This window comes from Spirosoma fluviale, from assembly GCF_900230225.1.
GTDB lineage: Bacteria > Bacteroidota > Bacteroidia > Cytophagales > Spirosomataceae > Spirosoma > Spirosoma fluviale.
Genome location: NZ_OCNH01000007.1, coordinates 316941 through 336524, shown reverse-complemented (window position 1 = coordinate 336524; position 19584 = coordinate 316941). Strand labels below are relative to the sequence as shown.

The following is a 19584-nucleotide window of genomic DNA, read 5'->3' as shown; positions in this document are numbered from 1 at the left end:
CGATTTGTCACATCATATGTTGCGTTCGGCTATTAATAGAATTTTGTTAGCAACGGCTCTCATTGTGAGCTCGTTAGTAGGTGCTCAGGCACAGGAGCATGGCCACGAAGGTGAAGCCCATGCCAATCATGCAGGTGAAGCAAAAGCCACCAAAGGAAAATTTGATGTCGGTGGCATGATTATGCACCACATTAAAGATGATTACGGTTGGGAGTTTGCCCACGGTGTTACACTGCCATTACCCGTCATTCTATATTCTAAAGATCGCGGTCTGGAAGTCTTCTCCTCGTCAAACTTAGCCCACGGAGCCACTTATAACGGCTACAAGAGCGAGCACGCTAAAATTCACCGTGTCAACGAAACGGGTGAAGTTGACCACGAGGCCAAAATCTACAACTTCTCCATCACCAAAAACGTAGCCTCGTTGTTGTTGAGCGCCGTTATTTTGTTGCTGGTGTTTTCGGCGGTGAGCCGGGGCTATGCAAAAAACAAAGGCAAGGCTCCCAGCGGACTCCAGTCGTTTCTGGAACCGATCATCCTGTTTGTTCGGGACGAAATTGCCAAGCCAAGCATCGGTCCTAAATACACGAAGTTTCTGCCTTACCTACTGACCCTGTTCTTCTTTATCCTGGTTAACAACCTGCTGGGTCTATTGCCGGGTGCGGCTAACCTAACGGGTAATATTACTGTGACACTGGTGCTGGCTGTTATTACCTTCCTGATCGTAACATTCAGCGGAAATAAGCATTACTGGCTGCACATCCTCAAACCAACAGGCGTTCCGGTTGCGTTGTTGCCCATTATGATTCCGGTTGAAATTGTGGGCGTTTTCATGAAGCCTCTGTCGCTCATGATTCGACTATTCGCCAACATCACCGCTGGTCACATCATCATCCTGAGCTTGCTCGGCCTTATTTTCATGGCCAACAACATGGGTGGTATGGGAACGAGTATTGCGATCAGCCCGGTCGTATTGTTCTTTACCCTGTTTTTGAACCTGATCGAACTGCTGGTAGCGTTCCTTCAGGCGTTCATCTTCACCCTGCTGACGGCGATGTACATCGGCAGTGCGGTGGAAGAGCATCACGATGCCGACCACGGCATCGGTTACGAAGGCACGACGTCGGAATTAGGTTAATTCGACCATTGCCCGATTGATTCGGGTGATTGATTTTCAATTGCAATCTTTTGTTTCACTAATAAATACGTTTGAAGTTTATGTTCGCAATGTTGTTTGCTCTGCTGTTAGAAGCTACTGGTAGTGTTTCGGTTATGGGTGCTGCTATCGGCGCTGGTTTAGCCGCTATTGGTGCTGGTCTTGGTATCGGTAAAATTGGTGGTAGTGCTATGGAAGGTATTGCCCGTCAGCCAGAAGCGGCTGGTCGTATCCAGACTGCCATGCTGATCATCGCGGCCCTGATCGAGGCCGTAGCTCTGTTTGCAGCCGTTATTTGTCTGCTCGTCGCTACTGCCTAAGCCAGCGCGACGTAGCCGTCATCTGAGTTTGAGCAGGCTGGTTGCATTAGGCACCGGCATCCCTGCTCGCCCAATTTAAGAGAAACCTCCGCCCGTTTGGGGTTGCCGATGGGCGGAGGTCCTCTAACAAAAGATTGAGCTGAATTCCGCTGTACGATTGACCAATTCCGATTTGTTGACGTACCAATAAACTTATACATCAAAACTCGAAATCAACCGCTCACGCGGTCGTAAATCCATGGATTTGCTCACACCCGATCTTGGTTTATTATTCTGGCAGGTAGTGGTTTTCCTCGGCCTGTTCCTCATCCTTCGTGCGTTCGCCTGGAAACCCATTACCGAGAGCCTGAACGAACGGGAAAACAACATTCAAAGTGCGCTCGATCTGGCTGAAAAAACACGGCTTGAGATGACCGCATTGAAAGCCGACAACGAAAAGTTATTGGCTCAGGCACGTTCGGAGCGCGAAGCCATCCTGCGTGGTGCTAAAGAAACAGCCGACAAAATGCTGGCCGAAACACGGGAAAAAGCATCTGCTGAAGGGCAGCGCATTCTGGAGCAGGCTCGTGAGTCGATGCAGAACGAACGCGTGGCACTGGTTGCCCAGATGAAAAAAGAAGTTGTTACGCTTTCGCTCGATATTGCTGAGAAAGTGCTTCGTAAGGAGCTTAGCGATAAAGCATCTCAGGAAAAGTTAGTAACGGACCTGGTCTCTAATTCACGCTTAAACTAATTCGATTATGGCAGTCGCTACTGTTGCCGCTCGCTATGCCAAATCGCTGTTAGATCTGGCGCAGGAGCAAGGCCTGACCGAGACGATGTATAAGGACATGCAGTTGTTCAAAAACACAGTGGACCAAAGTCGGCCGCTGATGTTGATGCTCAAAAACCCTATTGTCCGGGCAGAAAAGAAAAGTGCCGTTATCAAAGCCGCCTTTGGCAATCGGGTTAATCCGATGACGATGGCTTTCTTCGAGATCATTGGCCGAAAGAACCGCGAAGGCATCATGGATGCCATTGCAGAGCAGTTTATCAGCCAGTACGATCAACTGAAAGGTGTTGGGCGGGCTACGGTCATTACAACCGTTCCGCTGACCGCCACCCAGCGTGACACATTCAAAGCAATGGTTACGAAGACGACGGGCTGCAAATCGGTTGAACTGGAAGAAAAGCTGGATTCTAAACTGATTGGTGGTTTTGTTCTGCGTTTAGGCGACCGTCAGGTTGACGGCTCGATTCGCAGCCAGTTGAACGACATTCGGTTGAAGTTCCTGAACTAGTGTAAGGCGGGTGGAAACCCGCGCTCGCTCACTAATAATTACTATGAAAAAGCCGCTTCCTGTTTTGGGAAGCGGCTTTTTTGTTACCACCACTTTTCGTAGCCCGCTGTTGGTTTCCAGCTTGACTTAGGCTCGAAATGCTGCCACAATAAAGCCGCTACGTTCCGTAAAAGCGCAAAGCCTTCATTCGATCGTTCCCAACTCTCATCTTTCTGATTCTTGGTCATAACGCAATACACGTACTCGCCATGTGGTGCGTGGACCAGCACAACTTCGGAGCGGGATTGATTGACGGCTCCATTCTTACAGGCCGTTTTCACCTCCGGTGGCACCTGCGACAGTCCGTCGTTGTCCCAATACTGCCGGCCCAGGTTCCGGTACATTTCCTCACTGGCATCGGCACTTACGGCACGTCCCTGACGGATGTACGTCATCAGTTCGGCCATTTCGCGGGGCGTGGTTTGCCCCCAACCGTAGCGGGTTTGGTCCGCTTTCCTACCTGGTGTGCGTGAGTTGACACGAGTCTGGTGAAAACCATTGGCCTCCAGCCAGGAGTTGATGTCAGTGCCTCCGCCCGCCAGCGCCTGGCACCATAAACTAGCGGTATTATCGCTGACGGTTTCCATCAGCATGACAACCTCACTCAACGGAATTTTGGCCCCATCTTTCAACGAACCAACAATTCCATCGTCATAGTGAAGAGAGTCTTTGTAAATCAGGGTTTGTCCGTAGGTCAATTCGCCTTTGTGGATTTTGTCAAAAAGACCGCATTGGATCGGGATTTTGATTGTACTGGCCGTTGGGAATAAGGTATCAGCATTGATGGCTACTGTTTTTCCTGTCTTTAGATTATGGACATAAACACCAGCATCTCCCTGAAAACCACTCAGTGCAGCTTGAAGTTTGCGTTCGAGAGCGACATCCCGTTTTAGGGGCGATTGGCCGTTGGTGATAAGTGAATAAATGACAAAGAGAAAGCAAAAAGATAATAATCGCATCAGGATTGTAAGGGTTTAACTAATTTAACATGCGTTCGGATGAAGGTTTCGCGCTCGTAAAACCGGATGGTGTCGGCGCGTTTCTGATTAGTCGTTACCTCCAGATTGACGAAGTTTTCGTTGATCGCCAGGTCAATCAAAGCGGTTATCAACTGCTTTCCAATGCGCTGATTTCGGAACTCAGGACGGACAAACAATTCCTGTATTTCGCCAACCTTTCCCGTATGATGAAGTAAATACTGAACATGGCAACTGACGAAACCAACCACTTTTTCCTGTAGTTCGGCCACCAGATAATGAACGAGTGGATTAGCTGTATTTTGCTGGAAAATGGCGGTGAAAGACGCCCGGTCGAGTGTTGCTTCTTCCAGTATACACAGAAAATTGTAGATGGTGGACTCGTCTATTTGCGTAGCTGGCCGGATCGTAAGGCCGTTCGGGAAAGTAGATTGAATAGGCACGTTGATTTATAGCGGTGTAGTCTGTCAGACTATGATAGTGTTCTCAAGTTCGTCATTTTTAGGCTTGCTCCTTACCGTTTATGCATAAAATCATCGCGTTTGCATTGTTAGGCTCCATTCTGGCCTGTTCAGGTCGAAAAACGGAAACCAGCGAAGCCCAAACCAGTAACACCGCATTGGAAACTCAATCTGACTCATCGACATTCGCCAAAGACCGGCAGTTTTTAAAACAGCACCATCCCGATTTAGTCGAATTACAGAATGGAGAGGCCCACGCACTGGTTTGTCCAGCTTATCAGGGGCGTGTGATGACGAGCAGTGCCGATGGACAGTCGAGTTATGGCTGGATCAATTACGACTTGATCAGGTCGGGCAAATTGCTTTTGCACATGAATGCGTTTGGGGGTGAGGACCGCTTTTGGCTAGGTCCCGAAGGCGGTCAGTTTGCGCTTTATTTCAAGCCGGGAGATCCTTTCGACGCTACCCACTGGCAAACTCCCGCAGCTATTGACTCGGAGCCGTTTACCCGTACGGAAAGTAGCCAGACATCAGTCAGCTTTACCCGCGATGTAGCCCTGATAAATTACGCCGGAACCCGATTTGACCTGGGCATCCAACGTACTGTTCGGTTACTGACCAACGCTGAAATTACTACGCAGTTGGGTATCGCAACCGATTCGCTGAAGGCGGTGGGCATTCAATCGGAAAACAGGATCACTAACAAAGGCATACAAGCCTGGACGACGCAAACCGGAATGCCATCGATCTGGATTCTGGGCATGATGAATGCGTCTCCGAAAGCCACTATTATCGTCCCATTTCGGCAGGGCGAAGGGCAACCCATCAATGATTCATATTTTGGTAAAGTACCCGCCGAGCGTCTGCGGATTGGTAAGACGGCTGCTCTTTTCAGGGCCGATGCCAATTACCGGAGTAAAATTGGTGTGTCGCCTGCGCGGGCTACGAAATGGGTCGGCAGCTATGACCCCGCCACTCAGACCTTAACGCTCGTTACGTACGATTTTGATCCGAATAACAGGCAGTACGTGAACTCGGCCTGGGAGCAGCAGAAGGAACCCTTCTCGGGCGATGTCGTCAACGCTTATAACGATGGGCCTATGAAACCGGGACAACCTCAAATGGGGCAGTTTTATGAATTGGAATCATCATCGCCAGCGGCTCAGTTAAGGCCCGGAGGTACGCAACAGCACCGGCATACGACGTTTCATCTGCAGGGATCGGAGCAACAACTGAAAAAAATCGCCAGCCAATTATTACAGACAGATCTGGCCGACTTGTAGTATAAAGGTTGCTATGAAAATGATTTCAGTTCAAACTCCCATCGACTTACAACCTATTAGTGCAGAACGAGGTCTTATACAAAAAACGCTATGAGGTCTTTGATAGTGGTAGGCTTAGTAGGCCTGATGTTGAGTTGTCAGAAATCACTGACCCTCAATGAGCAGCTGTACGGCAAGTGGCAGTTGACGGGCGGCTCGGCATTGGTAAAGAGACAGACAATGGGCAAGCCTCAACCGGATAGCATGACGATTGAGTTTCAGCCGGGTGACGCAGGCACGATGAAAAGACAATGACCTGTTTAAAAGGCTTGTAATGCATCCGACTCAAAAACGGTTTTGCCGGTCAGTCCCCGTTGGGTTGTCGTAAGCATGGCAGTGGCAACTTTGTTAGCTTCAACAGCCTGGTATTTAGCTGGGACCAATGGTTTCAATAAGCGCATGGCTCCTTCAGCCAGCCGTTCGCCCAGCCGGTTGTCTCCCCCAAGTTCGGCGCGGTTGCCGAGGAGGAGCGAAGGTCGGTAAATAAGCAAGGTTGGATAATTCAGGCTGGCCAGATCCCGTTCAACTTCACCTTTCACGCGGTTATAAAAAAAAGAAGATTCAGTGTCGGCCCCCATTGATGTGACAATCGCAAACTGTTTAGCACCATTCGTAAGACCCATGCGGGCAATTGTCATTGGATATTGATAATCTACTTTTTGAAACGCTTCTTTCGATCCCGCCTTTTTCATGGTTGTGCCTAAACAGCAAAAAATATCGTCGGCTTGTATGATTAATCCGTTCGGATGGTCAAATTCGAAATGAATTTCCTGTAAGTGAGGATGTTGCCAGGTTAATGGTTTACGTACCAGCACTTTGATTTGAGAATAGGCTTGTGAATTAACGAGTTGATGTGTTAGTAAGTTGCCAATCAGGCCTGTAGCGCCTAAAACAAGTGCTGTTTTTTGAGGAGGTAAGGTCATAGGTCAAGGGGGAGGTTTTTGCTAAATTAGTTACTACAGAAACAAAGGGAGATACTACTGTTTAAAATCTTTTCTATGCGTTCAGTTCTTTATCGATTAGCCGCGTTGTGTGTACTCCCGGCAGTGACGTTATTCTTTTCGTTTCGTATCGACAATGATGATTTCATTAAACGTTTGCTAGACCAGTTTCGTCTTTTTAACCAGCAGCGGCCCACGGAGAAAGTTTATATTCATACCGACCGGGACGCCTACCTGACCGGTGAAACGATATGGTTGAAAGGCTACCTTGTTAACGGAAGCTCGCACGAAGCAGACACAATAAGCCGGGTATTGTACGTCGATTTGGTTGATCCTATGGCTCGGCGTGTTCGGTTACGAGCCCAGTTGCGGGCAACTAATAGCTATGCCCCCGGCCAACTTACGCTGCCTGATTCATTGGCAGCAGGAACTTATCAGCTCCGCGCCTACACAAATTTTATGCGGAACTACCCGGATGAGTACTTTTTCACTAAAACACTGACCATTCTGCGTCCTGACGATGGTGGTAAACGGGCGACGAACGCTCAGGCAGATAATCGCCCTGACGTGCAGTTTTTACCCGAGGGCGGGCATTTGCTCGTAGGCTTAGCAGGCCGGGTAGCCTTTAAAGCCATTAATGCGTCGGGCATGGGAGTGGCTGTGAAGGGCTTTGTACTGGATGCCCGAAAAGATACCGTTGCGGGCTTTGCCAGTTCGCATTTAGGCATGGGCTTCTTTATGGTTAAGCCAGAACCCGCTCAAACATATACGGCTTACATACCACTTTCTGATGGGAATCTGGCGGCATACCCCATTCCCGCTGCCCTGGAGCGGGGGGTAAGTATGCAGGTCGAAAACCTGACAAACAAAGAAAATGTGCTGGTGTATATCATGCACAATAAAACGGGTACCGATACAACCGCCAGACTAACATTAGTGGCGCAGACAAGAGGGCAGGTTTATCAGACAGCCAGGATTCCATTTGCAAAAAAAATAGCTATGGTGCGCTTGCCGCGTGCTCAGTTTCCTGAAGGGATAACCCAACTGACAGTGTTTGATGAAACCAATACTCCCGTTTGTGAGCGTCTTGTTTTCATTCACCGGGACGACCAAATCAACGTTTCTTTAGTCACGGATAAACCCGCCTACCGAAACCGTGAGCAGGTTAATCTGACCGTTACAACGACCGACGCACTGGGTAAACCACAACCCGCTAATTTATCATTGGCCGTTGTGGACGCCCGGCTAGCGCCCGAAGTCGACTCTAACGCAGCCACAATCCGGTCGTATCTATTGCTGGCATCTGATTTAACCGGTACGATCGAACAGCCCGATTATTATTTCAAACCTGCCAACCCAGACCGATGGCTGAAACTGGATATACTGATGATGACCCAGGGCTGGCGACAGTTTGCCTGGGCAGATGTGCTATCCGGAACTATACCGTCCAACAAATACCCACTGGAGGGCGGCTTATCACTAACGGGCCGGGTGGTTCGACCAAATCAGAAAGATATTGGCGGCAAGGTAAAACTTACGTTTATGTTGGCCAGACGGGATAGTACGCGCGATATTCTGATTGGCGATACCGATGAGGCCGGTAACTACGCTGCGTATGATCTCGATTTTACCGACACCACAACGGTCATGATTCAGGGCTTGAAAGGGAGCGCGAACCGGAATCTGGTTATTACGCTCGATCAGCTGCTGTTACCAGCCGTAACCGTACTTAAAGTACCTTACAACCCGCTGGAATTTAAAAGCGACGAACTGGCTGAGTTTATCCGGCGGACCAGAGAGTATCAGGAAATTGAACGGCAAATCCGACGCAATGGCGAAGTATTATTGAATGCGGTGACCGTAAAGGCCAAAAAATACAAAGAACTGGACTCCCGCGTTATTTATGGCACCCCGGATGCCAGTGTCAAATTTGACCAGGTGAATACGTCTGGCCGGTTAACGTTTCTGGATGTTATTCAGGGGCAAATTGCGGGCGTGCAGGTCATTGGCAACGGATTCACCGCCCGGGTGCAGATTAGGGGGGCGGCTAATTTTAACGGACCGGTAGAGCCTTTGTTCGTACTCGATGGTATGCCAATGGACTTACAGGGCGTTATGGGCGTATCCGTGCAGGACATTGATCGGGTTGATGTGCTGAAAGGCGCATCGGCGGCAATCTATGGGTCTCGGGCTGGGGGGGGCGTTATTTCAATCCTCACAAAGCGAGGGAAGCCGGATTACGATTTTTCGAATGATGTAACACCCGGAACGCTCATTGCCAAACTACCGGGTTATGCACCTGTGAAAGAATTTTATGCACCCCGTTATGACGTTAAAAAGCCGGAACACGCTCGTCCGGATTACCGGACAACCCTGTTCTGGGTGCCTATGATCCAAACGGGTCAGGACGGCAAAGCAACCGTTTCGTTCTTTACGTCTGATGCTAAAACGGACCTGCGGGTTCGGGCCGAGGGCCTTACACGCTCAGGAATGCCGGGCGTTGGTAATGGGCGCGTACGAGTGGAGTAGAAGGTGTCCGTAATGCGTAACGTCTGTACGGTTTAGAGAGCCAGAAATGAGCAACTGATAAGGTAGCAATTCCTTTTTCGCCAGGGTTAAGAAATGGGTAGCGTAATAACGAAGCCAGTAAATTCACCTGCTTTGGTTTCCATCTCCAGTCCTCCATTATGGCTTTTAGTGATAATGTCATAGCTAAGCGACAGGCCAAGGCCTGTTCCCTCACCGGTGGGTTTGGTAGTAAAAAAAGGCTGAAATATCTTGGCCTTTATAGAATCCGGTATACCAATACCGTTGTCGAGTATTCGGATTTCAACCTTGTTGCCGATTTGGTTAGTACTCGCCGTGACAGTAGGTTTGTAGGTAGAGTTTGCGTACTTCTTCTTTTCCCGAACGGCGTAAAAAGCGTTGTTCAATAGGTTTAACAACACACGGCCAATATCCTGAGGGATAATAGTCAATTTGACTAGTTGGGGATCAAGGCTGGTGACTAACTCACAATTAAATTCTTTGTCTTTAGCCCGTAAACCGTGGTAAGCCAATCGCATATACTCATCAAGTAACGCGTTGAGGTCGGTTGGTCGTCGTTCGCCGGAACTTAACCGGGAGTGTTCGAGCATACCTTTCACAATGCGGCTGGCCCTATTGCTGTGTGAGCCGATTTTCTCCAGATTTTGCGAGAGTGTTTCAGCAAGCTCAAGGGTATTGACATCGTTACCTTCTCTGACTTCTTGTTTTAATTCTTCGATGAGCTCGACGGATATTTCCGAAAAGTTTTTTACGAAGTTGAGCGGGTTTTGAATTTCATGGGCGATACCAGCCGTCAACTCGCCTAATGAAGCAAGTTTCTCCTTTTGGATCAATTGCATTTGTGTTGTCTTGAGGTCAGCAAGGGAAACTTGCAATGCTTCTTTTTGCTGCCTTAGTTCGGCCGTTCTGTCCTTAACCCGTTGCTCCAGTTGGTTATTTTGTTCTACCAATAGTTGCTGTTGTTGCTCATGCAGTAGTTCCAGTTCTTTGTGGTGCTGGATTTTTTTTCGTTGCGACGTGATGAAGGATATCAGGAAGCCGGTGAATAGCAAAACCATGGCTGAGATGCCAACGATTATGCGGGACTCAATAGATAGGTCGAACTGGTACATACATAGCTTTGGTTATGGATAGACAAAGAATAATATAGGCTACATTATGAATACTCCACATTTTTTCAGCAAGGCTGGCATTCTCGCTGATTAAAGGGACGTAAAACAGAAAAATGAAAAAATTAATGACAACATAAATACTGAGTCCTGTAACTATCCAGAAGGTTTGATCATCCCCAAAGCTTTTTACTTCATCCCGTAGTTCGGATAAGTAGTATAGCAAACAGTAGATGAGTAAAAAGTAAGCCTCAATAGTAAACAGATTTCCACTTAAGTGATTTTGATCCAGGTAATCCTCCAAAAAAATATAGTTCGCGATAACAAAAAGAAGGTATAAAAAAGGAAGAACTCGTCTTAATCGTAAAAAATGAGACTGCTTTATCAGGAAGAAAAAATAGGCAAAACAAACAAACCTGGAAATTGAGTGAATAGCATATAAAATGAGATTACTCTGCATCCAGTCGGGTAAATACCGTTTGAAATCGCCAATTAAATCTCCTGCTGAATTAAGAATAAATGCTATCCAGAGGTAAACTAAAATTACCCTAAAATAACCGGGCTGATGACGATGAAAATAATAAGTAACCAGGGGAATTATCAATGCCCACATCTCCGACCAATCGAGGATTAGCTGAAACATGGTGACTCAAGTAGTTTAGACATATAAAGTATAGTTTATATGTGGATTTTAAGGACTAAAGTGTGATCGTTAAATATACAAATTCCGTGAAAAAGTAAGTATATAATCAGGTTGAATGTACCTATTTTAGGTCAATTATTTTATCTATATACACGATGAAGTAAATAGAATAAACTTTTCATCGTATTAAACAATCTTTTGATAGTCAACGGGTAAGTTGTTAGTCCAAAAATAAAAACCTACCTTTTAGAAAGTCAGCTGATTTGCTGTCGTACTCATTCATATAAACTTAATCCCATCAAAATGATCCTAACTACAACTATCAAATTATTCGTTTTCTGTTTACTGGTTTCCTTTGGGTTTGCGGCTTGTCAATCCGGTCAGACTACATCAGATAAAACGGACTCCACCAGTACGAATGCCAACAGTCAAACTGTTGGAGCAAAGAGTAAAATTCCTACCATAACGCTGGAATCATTAATCGTTTCCAGCGACTCATTAATAGCTTATCGTAATTCTGATTTTGTTTTTGAATACTTTTTTGGTGATTCAGTAATTACGTTAAATGGATGGGTAGTTAAAAAGGGGAGTTCTGGTTCGGTCGCGTATGGTGCCAATCCAACAATGAAATTAACTCCCATAGGCAGTACTACTGCTACTATAGGACCCAATACGTATGTATGTGATCAGGTTCTTCTAAAGAAGGATGTGCAGGAGTTAGCCAAGAAAATTAAAGGTATTCCCGGGAAAACCAGCCTTGTTTTTGTGCCTAAGCGGATTGGCGAACGGATTAATTATAGTATATTTTTACTAACTACAGGCGCAGGTCAATTAGAGCCAGCAATACCAATTGATCCAGCGTTATTAACAAATACTGACTTGGAAACGAATCCTTCCCCTCCTCATGGATTCAATTAGCAGGTGAGGAGCAATTGATTCTTAACAGCTTTAAACATAAAAACGGCAGGACTCTGGATAGAGCCCTGCCGTTTTTATAGGCGACTTAGGTGCTCAACAAAAAGCTTTACCTTATACGGCACCCAGAATTTTCATATTGATGGGGTCCCAGCTAATGGCTTTTTTCTGAGCAAAGCTCATATTTCCGCACTGCGTAGGTCCACAGGCGCGCAGTCCGAATGTTGCATCCTCAATGTTCGGTGTTTTGGAGCGAACAGAGCTGAAGAAATTGACAAAGTGTTCGTAACGGTCGCCCTTGTAATCTTTCGGAAACGAGTACTTAAACTCCTTTGGTCCTTCCAGTTCAGGCCGGGACGGATAAAGTTTGTTATACTCCTGTATGTACAATTCTTTCTGATCTTTCGGAAAGTTGTCGATCGACATGCCCGGTGCCTTGGGGAACTTGTTCCGGTGAACGGTCAACGAGTCGAAGCCCAGCGACAAATCACCTTCCGTTCCTACCAGCCGAACGAGGTAGTTACCACCCCCACCGTCGACAAAGTTGGAACGGGTAGTCAGGTTAAATTCGGGATGTTCGGCTGTTTTGCCGTAGTCGTAGATACTCAACTGAATATCCGGTACATCGCGACCGTCTTTCCAGTAACGGGTGCCCCCACTCGAATAGACCTTGTTTGGCCCTTTTGATCCCGTAATGCAATGCAGCGAGGTCAAAAGGTGAACGTAGAGATCACCCGCAATGCCGGTGCCATAGTCCTGGTAGTTGCGCCACCGGAAAAAACGGAGTGGATCCCAGGGGCGTTTGGGCGCGCTGCCCAGGTACGTATCCCAGTCAACGGTTTGGGGCGATGCATCGGGTGGAACAGAATATTGCCAGGCACCCATAGCACTATGGCGGTCGTAGATGGCCTCAGCAAAGACGAGTTCGCCAATATCACCAGCTTTCAGAAGTTCGCGGGCTTTGGCAATAAGCAGCGAACTGGCAAACTGGCTACCCACCTGGAACACTTTGCCGGTTTCTTTCGATACCTTGATCAGGGTGTGGCCGTCCTCTACTTTCTGCACCATCGGCTTCTCGCAGTAGACGTGCTTGCCTTTGCGCATGGCATCCGACGATATTTTCTCGTGCCAGTGGTCGGTAGTTGCGTTAATGACGGCGTCAATATCTTTGCGTTCCAGAATTTCGCGGTAGTCTTTGGTTACCGGAAGGCTGTCACCCCACAACTCTTTAGCCCGGCGCAACCGGCCATCGTATAAGTCGCAGGCCGCTACCATCTCAACGCCATCGACCATGAGCGCCGTCTGGGTGTCGCCAATACCCATACCGCCCGTGCCGATGAGGGCAATGCGCACTTTGTCGTTGGCAGCTGTGCTGGAGTGACTGCGTACCAGATTCAAGTACTGCGGAATGCCCGTAGAGGCAGTGGTTTCCGCCAATGCGGCTGGCGCAGCTGCGGCAGCCGTGCCGGCAAGGCCAAGGGTCTTCAGAAACGACCGCCGGGATTTATTTTCCTGATCGGTCGACGAAGCCACTCGTTTTTTATCGTTCATAACAAAAACAGATTGGGGAGTAGAAACCCACTTGAATGTAAGCGAAGTTGTAAGTATAATTAAAAAGAGAACTCAATCCACTTTCTCATCTTGCGACCTGTTAAAAATCGTCGTAGCCTTAAGACTTATTCCTGAAAAACGCATGAACCTAAACTCTATTCTATTGACGGGCTTATTAAGCGCTTCATTTTTCCCGCTCCTGGCGCAGCCTACGTCTTTTCCAACGATTGGCCAGATTGTGCGGGTCGACCCGCGTCTGGATAAGTTGATTCCCACCGAAGCCAAAGTTGAGGTGCTGGCCAATGGTTTCGTCTGGACCGAAGGGCCGATCTGGGTCAAAGACCAGGGGTTTCTGCTCTTTTCGGATGTTCCAAAAAACACGATTTTTAAATGGACGGAAAAAGAAGGGGTGACGCCGTTCTTAAAGCCATCCGGCTATACCGGTGTGGGACCGTACAGTGATGAACCCGGCTCTAACGGGCTAACCATCGACCGGCAGGGGCGGCTTATTGCCTGCGAGCATGGCGACCGGCGTGTAACGGCCATGCCACTGAACGGGAGTGGCGGCAAGCGAACATTGGCCGACAATTTTAGCGGCAAACGATTCAATAGTCCGAATGATGTGGTCGCCCATTCCAACGGCAGCTATTATTTTACCGATCCACCGTATGGAATGCCTAAAAAAGAAAACGATCCGGGAAAAGAAACGGATGGGTGGGGCGTGTACCGCATTGCTCCCGAACGGGCTGGCGTACCCGGTGCGGTATCCATCGTTGTGGGCGACCTTACCCGTCCGAACGGAATAGCGCTGTCGCCGGATGAGAAAACACTCTATGTGGCCCAATCCGACCCCCTTCGGCCACTGGTAATGGCCTATCCGCTGCAAACCGATGGCTCGGTGGGAAAAGGACGGGAGGTGTTTGGTGCTGCGGGCATGAAAAAACTAGGTCTGGAGGGCGGCTTCGATGGGATGAAAGTCGACCGCGCCGGTAATCTGTGGGTAACGGGTGGGGGCGGAGTACTGGTTCTCTCGGCAACCGGCGAAACACTGGGTTTTATTAAAGTTGGCGTTGCTACGGCAAACTGTGCCTGGGGTGATGATGGGTCCACACTCTACATCACCTCCGATATGTACCTCTGCCGGTTGCGGACTATGGCGAAAGGATGGTGATTTTTGACGATAAAGTAGGAATGATGAATGATGTAGCCTGATTACGAGTGACAAACGAATGCAACACGCTTATTATTCATAAATCATGGCTTATCATTCATCATTATTTAGACTAACTTTGTAGAGAGTACATAGCTTGATTGAAAGGAAAATATTCTCATGTTAGAGAATCGAAAGTGGGTCATCATTGGTATTTTTTGCCTGGTTGGATTAACGTATCTGGCCCGATTGTTTTATCTACAGGTGTTGGACGACACCTATTCGCTGGGGGCATCGAAGAACTCCATTAAGCGAGTGGTCGAGATACCGTATCGTGGGCAGATCTACGACAGAAACAACCACCTTATCGTTTATAATACCCCCGTTTACGATCTGTACGTCACACCAAAGCAGGTTCGTATTCCCGATACATCCGCCTTCTGCCGGATGATGAATATCAGTGTTTCTGACTTTGACAGTATCATGGGGCTGGCGAAAAACTACTCGCCCGTGAAGCCCTCCCTTTTCCTGCGACAGCTTTCCAAAGAGGATTTTGCCCGGATTCAGGATGCGTTGGTCGACTATCGGGGCTTTGAGCCGGTAATTAGTTCCATGCGCACTTATCCGGCACATACGCTATCGAATGCACTGGGGTACGTAAGCGAAATCAGCAAAAAGCAGCTCGAAAACCAGGATATTCTCTACTACCGACAGGGGGATTACATTGGCCACAACGGACTGGAGGAACAGTACGAAGAGCAGTTGCGCGGTAAGCGGGGCGTAAAGTTCATGATGCAGAATGTGCGCGGAGTGAATAAAGGATCCTGGAAAAATGGGGCATTCGATACGCTGGCCGTTGCCGGGCAAAACCTAATCACGGGCATTGACGTAGAGGTGCAGCGATACGCCGATAGCCTGATGCAGAACAAAGTAGGCGCCGTGTTGGCCATTGAACCCGCAACGGGCGAAATTCTGGTGTCTGTCTCGGCTCCCACCTATGATCCGAATCTGTTATCGAGCCGTTTTTTCTCGAAAAATTACCGGGCCTTAATAAAAAACCCCTATAAGCCACTAATTAATCGGCCCGTCATGGCCAGTTACCGACCGGGCTCTACGTTCAAGCTAATTCAGGCGTTGATTGCGCAACAGCAGGGGTCACTCTTTCCGAATACGGTCTATGGGCACGCGGGCTCACCAATGCGCTGCCACTGCCGGGGGGGAAACAGCCTGCGTGGGGCCGTTCAGAATTCCTGTAACCCTTATTTTTATTACGTATTTCGTAAATTTCTTTACTTCAACGGGGAGAATAATACGTTTAAGGCGTCGGCCATCGGTTTGAAACAATGGCATGATATGGCCGAGAAATTTGGTATGGGCAGTAAACTGGGTATCGATCTGCCCAGTGAACTCAAAGGAAACCTGCCAACACCCGAGTACTATGATAAGGCCTACCGGGGGGCGTTGCGCTGGAAGTTCTCGAACGTTTATTCGCTGAGTATTGGCGAAGGTGAATTGCTGATCAGCCCGCTAAAGCTGGCTAATTTAGCGGCCACCATCGCAAACCGGGGTTGGTATATTACTCCGCATTACATCAAAGGATTTGGTAAGCCAGGCGTTGGTCTCTCCGCCGAATACCGCGAACGGCACGAAACCGGCATCGACTATAAATACTACCTGCCGGTCATCGACGGAATGCGGGGAGCTGTGGCACATGGTACCGTAACGCCCCTGGCCAACATCGCAGGTATCGACTTGTGCGGTAAGACGGGTACATCGCAGAATAATAAGTTCGGCCATAAATTCGATCACTCTATCTTCATTGGATTTGCCCCCATGAATGACCCTAAAATTGCGGTGGCCGTATTTGTGGAGAACGCTGGCTGGGGAGGCAAAGCCGCTGCATCTGTAGCCGCTCTGGTAGCTGAACGCTATTTGAAGCGGAAGACAGAAGCCAAAAAGCTCGAAGAACAGGTATTGGCATCAAACTATCTGCCGCCAGTTAATGGACTTCCCGGCTATAAAAAGCCTGCCCCGGCAGCTCCTAAAAAGGATACCGTTCCGCAGAAGGCAGCACCGGCACCCAAACCCCTGATGACCGATACGAAAACGAAGCCGGTCGTAGCAGCTGTTATAAGCGGAAATTAAAGGATGTACGCTGTCTGATGTATGATATATGCCAAGCCGCTATAGTCATACATAAGATACCATATATCCTACATACTACATCCTATATCATACATTGCTTTGGCCCGTAACAACGACCCATTTTCACAAAACATTGACTGGCTCACGCTCCTGCTCTATTTTGGATGCGTAGCAATGGGCTGGCTGAATGTCTATGCTGCCGTTTATAGTCCGGAAGATCATACCAGCCTGTTCGATATGACGACCAATGCCGGGAAGCAGATGATGTGGATTGGCACAACGGTAATCCTGGTTATCTGTATTCTGGTTGTCAACCACACGTTTTTCGACACCTTTGCCTTTGTATTCTATGGCTTTATGATTCTGGTTTTGATTCTGGTTCTCTTTGCCGGAACGAATATCAACGGATCGAGGTCGTGGTTTAAATTTGGTTCGGTTTCTATTCAGCCAGCCGAATTTGCCAAGGTTGCCACGGCGCTGGCGCTGGCTAAATACCTGGATGTGCCGGGTAGCAACCTGACCAAACAGAAAGACTTGATGTACATTGGGGGTATTATTGTTCTTCCCTGCCTTTTAATACTGGCGTCTAATGAAACCGGCTCAACGCTCGTTTTTGCGTCGTTTACGATTATGCTGTATCGGGAAGGGCTGCCAAGCTGGATTCCTGCGGTGGGAATAACGGCGGCCGCTCTGTTTGTGCTGGCGCTGGTTTTTCCCAAGCTCTATATCTTTATTGGTATCGGAGCGTTGTTAGGGCTGATTATTATGTTGATGCCCCGCTACAACCGCACAATGGCAAATTCGCTGGCAATTGGCCTGGTGGGAATTGTGATGATCGGCTACGTTACCGGCGTCGATTTCTTTGTCAACAACGTGCTGCAAAAACACCAGCGTAACCGGATAAAAGTACTCGTTGACCCCAAAATTGATCCGCTGGGCGTTGGCTGGAACGTAACGCAGGCCAAAATCGCTATTGGTTCGGGGCGACTTCAGGGTAAGGGTTTTCTGGAAGGGACACAAACCAAATTTGACTTCGTACCGGAACAAAGCACCGATTTCATCTTTTGTACCATCGGCGAAGAACACGGTTTTATTGGTGCGCTGGTCGTCATTGCCCTCTTCATTGGGTTAGTCTCGCGGATCGTTATTCTGGCCGAAAAGCAACGGACAAAATTTGCGAGGGTGTATGGTTACTGCGTTGCCGGGATTATATTCTTTCACGTCATGATAAACGTTGGCATGACAATCGGGCTGATGCCCGTTATTGGTATTCCCCTGCCGTTCTTCAGTTATGGCGGTTCCTCGCTCTGGTCGTTTTCCATCCTGCTGTTCATCTTTCTTAAGCTCGACTCCCGCCGAACAGCCTTAACGAGACGATAAACAGTGTGAGGTCATAGCTTGAAATTTCAAGCCATCGGGTTAGAATGTGGGGCTATACCACTACTCTCCCTCACTTTGCTCTCTGTATATTCGGTATTGAGTGATGAGTTATCTGAAGATTGATACTAGTCTTGCTTCGTATCTCGTCTATCCTTCTTTTATGCGCTGTTAATCGTTCGGATTACACAGTAGGGAAACCATATGCCGTTTAGCTTGCCGCAGCGTTGTCATTCGCTTGACCACTATCTCCATTAAAATAACTAAAGGCAGGCATCTAATAGTCCTATAGCCATTCATAAAATTAGTTACCTTAGACGCTCGCAGAACCTGTTTCTTTACAAAAAAAACGATTGCTATGACCCTTACCAAAGCTCTCCAGTACTTTTGCTTTGTGTTGTTTAGCGTTCTGTGTGTCAATGGTGTTTACTGGCTACTCAACCAACGCAGCGATTATCTGCTGGGGGTGGCCGGTCTGGTCATTACGCTCTATTTCTGGCTTTCCATTCAAAGTAAACTGTTCACCAAAAATCCCTTCAAAAAATGAGTAAAATGCGACTTATCATCTGGGGTGCCGTACTCCTGCTGGCCGGCTTGTTTTTAGTCAATTCCTGTACGACTGTCGATGCTTCGCACGAAGGCATTAAGGTCAGTAAAATTGGTTCCGACAGAGGAGCATCGGACATCGAAAACGTAACGGGCTGGATTTTCTATAATCCCTTAACCTCCTTCATTGAACAATACCCCACCTTTACCCAAACTAAAGACTTTGATCCGTTTCAGGTTAGTGCCAAAGGCGGTACACTCTTTAAAATCGACCCCACACTGAACTATCACCTGGTTAAAGGGCAGGGGGCTAACGTCTACCGGAAATACCGAAAGGAGTTACCAGACATTGAAAACAACATCTTAAGAACCATTGTCTATAACTCCTACCGGGATGTAGCCAACTCGTTTAGTCCCGACTCTCTGGTCAACAACCGGGCGGGTTTTGAAGAACAGGTGGAGGCAAAGCTCAGAAAGGCATTGGGCGATGACGGTTTTTCTTTCGAAAACATAACCTCCGGCCTTATGCCGCCAGAATCCTTGCAAGCCATGATTGACGCCAAGAATACGGCGGTTCAGAATGCCCTGCGGTTGAACAATCAGATTGCTTCCGAGAAGGCATCGGCTGAAATTGCCGTCACAAAAGCGAACGGGATTGCCCGCGCTAAAGTGATTGAAGCCGAGGCCGAAGCTCGTGCCAATGAATTAAAGCAAAAAACGCTGACACCAATGCTGATTCAGCAGCAATGGATTTCCAAATGGAACGGGCAGCTACCAACCACCCAGTTGGGGGCTAATAGCTCGACGTTAATTCAGATGCCCGTAAAATGACCCACAGACGGGCCAATCACCAAAAATCGAAGACAAATCCTTAGAAATAACTAATGTGAATTCGGGATCGGACGTTGTGGGTTTTCCCATTAGGGCCATTGTGAATTCCGAGTTCACATTAGTTATGTATCAAATCCAAATGGCAAGCCTTATATAGGTTAAGTAGCCACCAGGCACAGAAAGAATATACAAATAACTGATTTGCGAATGGGCAGCTTGCGCGTACCCCGGCAATTCAAAATTGATACCAAAAATAGTTCACGTCTATAATGTA

General features: G+C 48.0%; 18 protein-coding genes. 13 read left to right on the top strand and 5 right to left on the bottom strand.

Translation table 11 applies throughout. The features are described 5' to 3' along the window. The first annotated feature begins 16 nt into the window (after positions 1–16). From atpB to atpH, 4 genes are all read left to right on the top strand, one after another. A complete protein-coding gene (atpB, locus tag CRO74_RS27990; RefSeq protein WP_097131023.1) occupies positions 17–1138 on the top strand; it encodes a F0F1 ATP synthase subunit A in 1122 nt (373 codons plus the stop codon). Between the two features lie 89 nt (positions 1139–1227). Next, a complete protein-coding gene (atpE, locus tag CRO74_RS27985; RefSeq protein WP_041616292.1) occupies positions 1228–1476 on the top strand; it encodes an ATP synthase F0 subunit C in 249 nt (82 codons plus the stop codon). A gap of 238 nt (positions 1477–1714) precedes the next feature. Continuing rightward, positions 1715–2209, top strand: a complete 495-nt coding sequence (atpF, locus tag CRO74_RS27980; protein ID WP_097131021.1) for a F0F1 ATP synthase subunit B — start codon at positions 1715–1717, stop codon at positions 2207–2209. A 7-nt stretch (positions 2210–2216) separates the two neighbouring features. Further along, complete coding sequence (atpH, locus tag CRO74_RS27975; protein WP_097131019.1) at positions 2217–2756, top strand: ATP synthase F1 subunit delta; 540 nt, start codon at positions 2217–2219, stop codon at positions 2754–2756. Positions 2757–2839: 83 nt separating this feature from the next. Here the strand turns inward: atpH and CRO74_RS27970 are convergent, their stop codons facing one another. Both CRO74_RS27970 and CRO74_RS27965 read right to left on the bottom strand, forming a co-directional pair. Next, entirely contained in the window at positions 2840–3754 is a 915-nt protein-coding gene (locus CRO74_RS27970; protein ID WP_097131017.1) for a serine hydrolase, read from the bottom strand. Then, the gene (locus CRO74_RS27965) at positions 3754–4215 is read right to left on the bottom strand and encodes a GNAT family N-acetyltransferase (protein ID WP_097131015.1); all 462 of its coding nucleotides are present in this window, start codon (positions 4213–4215) and stop codon (positions 3754–3756) included. Before CRO74_RS27965 ends, CRO74_RS27970 begins: the two co-directional genes overlap by 1 nt. 80 nt (positions 4216–4295) lie before the next feature. On the opposite strand from CRO74_RS27965, the gene CRO74_RS27960 reads away from it, so the two are divergent. Both CRO74_RS27960 and CRO74_RS27955 read left to right on the top strand, forming a co-directional pair. Next, positions 4296–5516, top strand: coding sequence for a DUF6786 family protein (locus tag CRO74_RS27960; protein WP_097131013.1), 1221 nt, complete (start codon positions 4296–4298; stop codon positions 5514–5516). 90 nt (positions 5517–5606) lie between these two features. Continuing rightward, entirely contained in the window at positions 5607–5810 is a 204-nt protein-coding gene (locus tag CRO74_RS27955; RefSeq protein ID WP_097131011.1) for a hypothetical protein, read from the top strand. Positions 5811–5815: 5 nt separating this feature from the next. On the opposite strand, the gene CRO74_RS27950 is transcribed toward CRO74_RS27955, so the two are convergent. Continuing rightward, positions 5816–6478, bottom strand: coding sequence for a Rossmann-fold NAD(P)-binding domain-containing protein (locus tag CRO74_RS27950; RefSeq protein WP_097131009.1), 663 nt, complete (start codon positions 6476–6478; stop codon positions 5816–5818). A gap of 75 nt (positions 6479–6553) precedes the next feature. Here CRO74_RS27950 and CRO74_RS27945 point away from each other — a divergent pair, with 75 nt between their 5' ends. Further along, on the top strand, positions 6554–9025 hold the full coding sequence (locus CRO74_RS27945) for a TonB-dependent receptor plug domain-containing protein (RefSeq protein WP_097131007.1): 2472 nt from the start codon (positions 6554–6556) through the stop codon (positions 9023–9025). A gap of 86 nt (positions 9026–9111) precedes the next feature. Here CRO74_RS27945 and CRO74_RS27940 read toward each other — a convergent pair whose 3' ends face one another. Next, positions 9112–10155, bottom strand: coding sequence for a sensor histidine kinase (locus CRO74_RS27940; RefSeq protein ID WP_097131005.1), 1044 nt, complete (start codon positions 10153–10155; stop codon positions 9112–9114). Between the two features lie 943 nt (positions 10156–11098). Here CRO74_RS27940 and CRO74_RS27930 point away from each other — a divergent pair. Further along, the gene (locus tag CRO74_RS27930; RefSeq protein WP_097131001.1) at positions 11099–11713 is read left to right on the top strand and encodes a hypothetical protein; all 615 of its coding nucleotides are present in this window, start codon (positions 11099–11101) and stop codon (positions 11711–11713) included. A 111-nt stretch (positions 11714–11824) separates the two neighbouring features. Here CRO74_RS27930 and CRO74_RS27925 read toward each other — a convergent pair whose 3' ends face one another. After that, entirely contained in the window at positions 11825–13261 is a 1437-nt protein-coding gene (locus CRO74_RS27925; protein ID WP_097131000.1) for a Gfo/Idh/MocA family protein, read from the bottom strand. A gap of 142 nt (positions 13262–13403) precedes the next feature. Here CRO74_RS27925 and CRO74_RS27920 point away from each other — a divergent pair, with 142 nt between their 5' ends. From CRO74_RS27920 to CRO74_RS27900, 5 genes are all read left to right on the top strand, one after another. Continuing rightward, positions 13404–14432: an SMP-30/gluconolactonase/LRE family protein gene (locus CRO74_RS27920; protein WP_097130998.1), complete on the top strand. Its 1029-nt coding sequence runs from the start codon at positions 13404–13406 to the stop codon at positions 14430–14432. Between the two features lie 159 nt (positions 14433–14591). After that, positions 14592–16556, top strand: a complete 1965-nt coding sequence (locus CRO74_RS27915) for a penicillin-binding transpeptidase domain-containing protein (RefSeq protein ID WP_097130996.1) — start codon at positions 14592–14594, stop codon at positions 16554–16556. Between the two features lie 99 nt (positions 16557–16655). Continuing rightward, positions 16656–17936: a rod shape-determining protein RodA gene (gene rodA, locus CRO74_RS27910; protein WP_097130995.1), complete on the top strand. Its 1281-nt coding sequence runs from the start codon at positions 16656–16658 to the stop codon at positions 17934–17936. 355 nt (positions 17937–18291) lie between these two features. Further along, on the top strand, positions 18292–18480 hold the full coding sequence (locus CRO74_RS27905; protein ID WP_097130993.1) for a hypothetical protein: 189 nt from the start codon (positions 18292–18294) through the stop codon (positions 18478–18480). Then, positions 18477–19310, top strand: coding sequence for an SPFH domain-containing protein (locus CRO74_RS27900; RefSeq protein ID WP_097130991.1), 834 nt, complete (start codon positions 18477–18479; stop codon positions 19308–19310). Before CRO74_RS27905 ends, CRO74_RS27900 begins: the two co-directional genes overlap by 4 nt. Positions 19311–19584: the final 274 nt, after the last annotated feature.

Bases quoted from the DNA above. Each gene is read 5' to 3' on its own strand.
- CRO74_RS27970 (WP_097131017.1), bottom strand. From the start codon at position 3,754: ATGCGATTATTATCTTTTTGCTTTCTCTTTGTCATTTATTCACTTATC.
- CRO74_RS27950 (WP_097131009.1), bottom strand. From the start codon at position 6,478: ATGACCTTACCTCCTCAAAAAACAGCACTTGTTTTAGGCGCTACAGGC.
- CRO74_RS27940 (WP_097131005.1), bottom strand. From the start codon at position 10,155: ATGTACCAGTTCGACCTATCTATTGAGTCCCGCATAATCGTTGGCATC.
- atpE (WP_041616292.1), top strand. From the start codon at position 1,228: ATGTTGTTTGCTCTGCTGTTAGAAGCTACTGGTAGTGTTTCGGTTATG.
- CRO74_RS27920 (WP_097130998.1), top strand. From the start codon at position 13,404: ATGAACCTAAACTCTATTCTATTGACGGGCTTATTAAGCGCTTCATTT.
- CRO74_RS27930 (WP_097131001.1), top strand. From the start codon at position 11,099: ATGATCCTAACTACAACTATCAAATTATTCGTTTTCTGTTTACTGGTT.
- atpB (WP_097131023.1), top strand. From the start codon at position 17: ATGTTGCGTTCGGCTATTAATAGAATTTTGTTAGCAACGGCTCTCATT.
- CRO74_RS27945 (WP_097131007.1), top strand. From the start codon at position 6,554: ATGCGTTCAGTTCTTTATCGATTAGCCGCGTTGTGTGTACTCCCGGCA.
- CRO74_RS27900 (WP_097130991.1), top strand. From the start codon at position 18,477: ATGAGTAAAATGCGACTTATCATCTGGGGTGCCGTACTCCTGCTGGCC.
- CRO74_RS27915 (WP_097130996.1), top strand. From the start codon at position 14,592: ATGTTAGAGAATCGAAAGTGGGTCATCATTGGTATTTTTTGCCTGGTT.
- CRO74_RS27905 (WP_097130993.1), top strand. From the start codon at position 18,292: ATGACCCTTACCAAAGCTCTCCAGTACTTTTGCTTTGTGTTGTTTAGC.
- atpF (WP_097131021.1), top strand. From the start codon at position 1,715: ATGGATTTGCTCACACCCGATCTTGGTTTATTATTCTGGCAGGTAGTG.
- CRO74_RS27925 (WP_097131000.1), bottom strand. From the start codon at position 13,261: ATGAACGATAAAAAACGAGTGGCTTCGTCGACCGATCAGGAAAATAAA.
- atpH (WP_097131019.1), top strand. From the start codon at position 2,217: ATGGCAGTCGCTACTGTTGCCGCTCGCTATGCCAAATCGCTGTTAGAT.
- CRO74_RS27960 (WP_097131013.1), top strand. From the start codon at position 4,296: ATGCATAAAATCATCGCGTTTGCATTGTTAGGCTCCATTCTGGCCTGT.
- CRO74_RS27955 (WP_097131011.1), top strand. From the start codon at position 5,607: ATGAGGTCTTTGATAGTGGTAGGCTTAGTAGGCCTGATGTTGAGTTGT.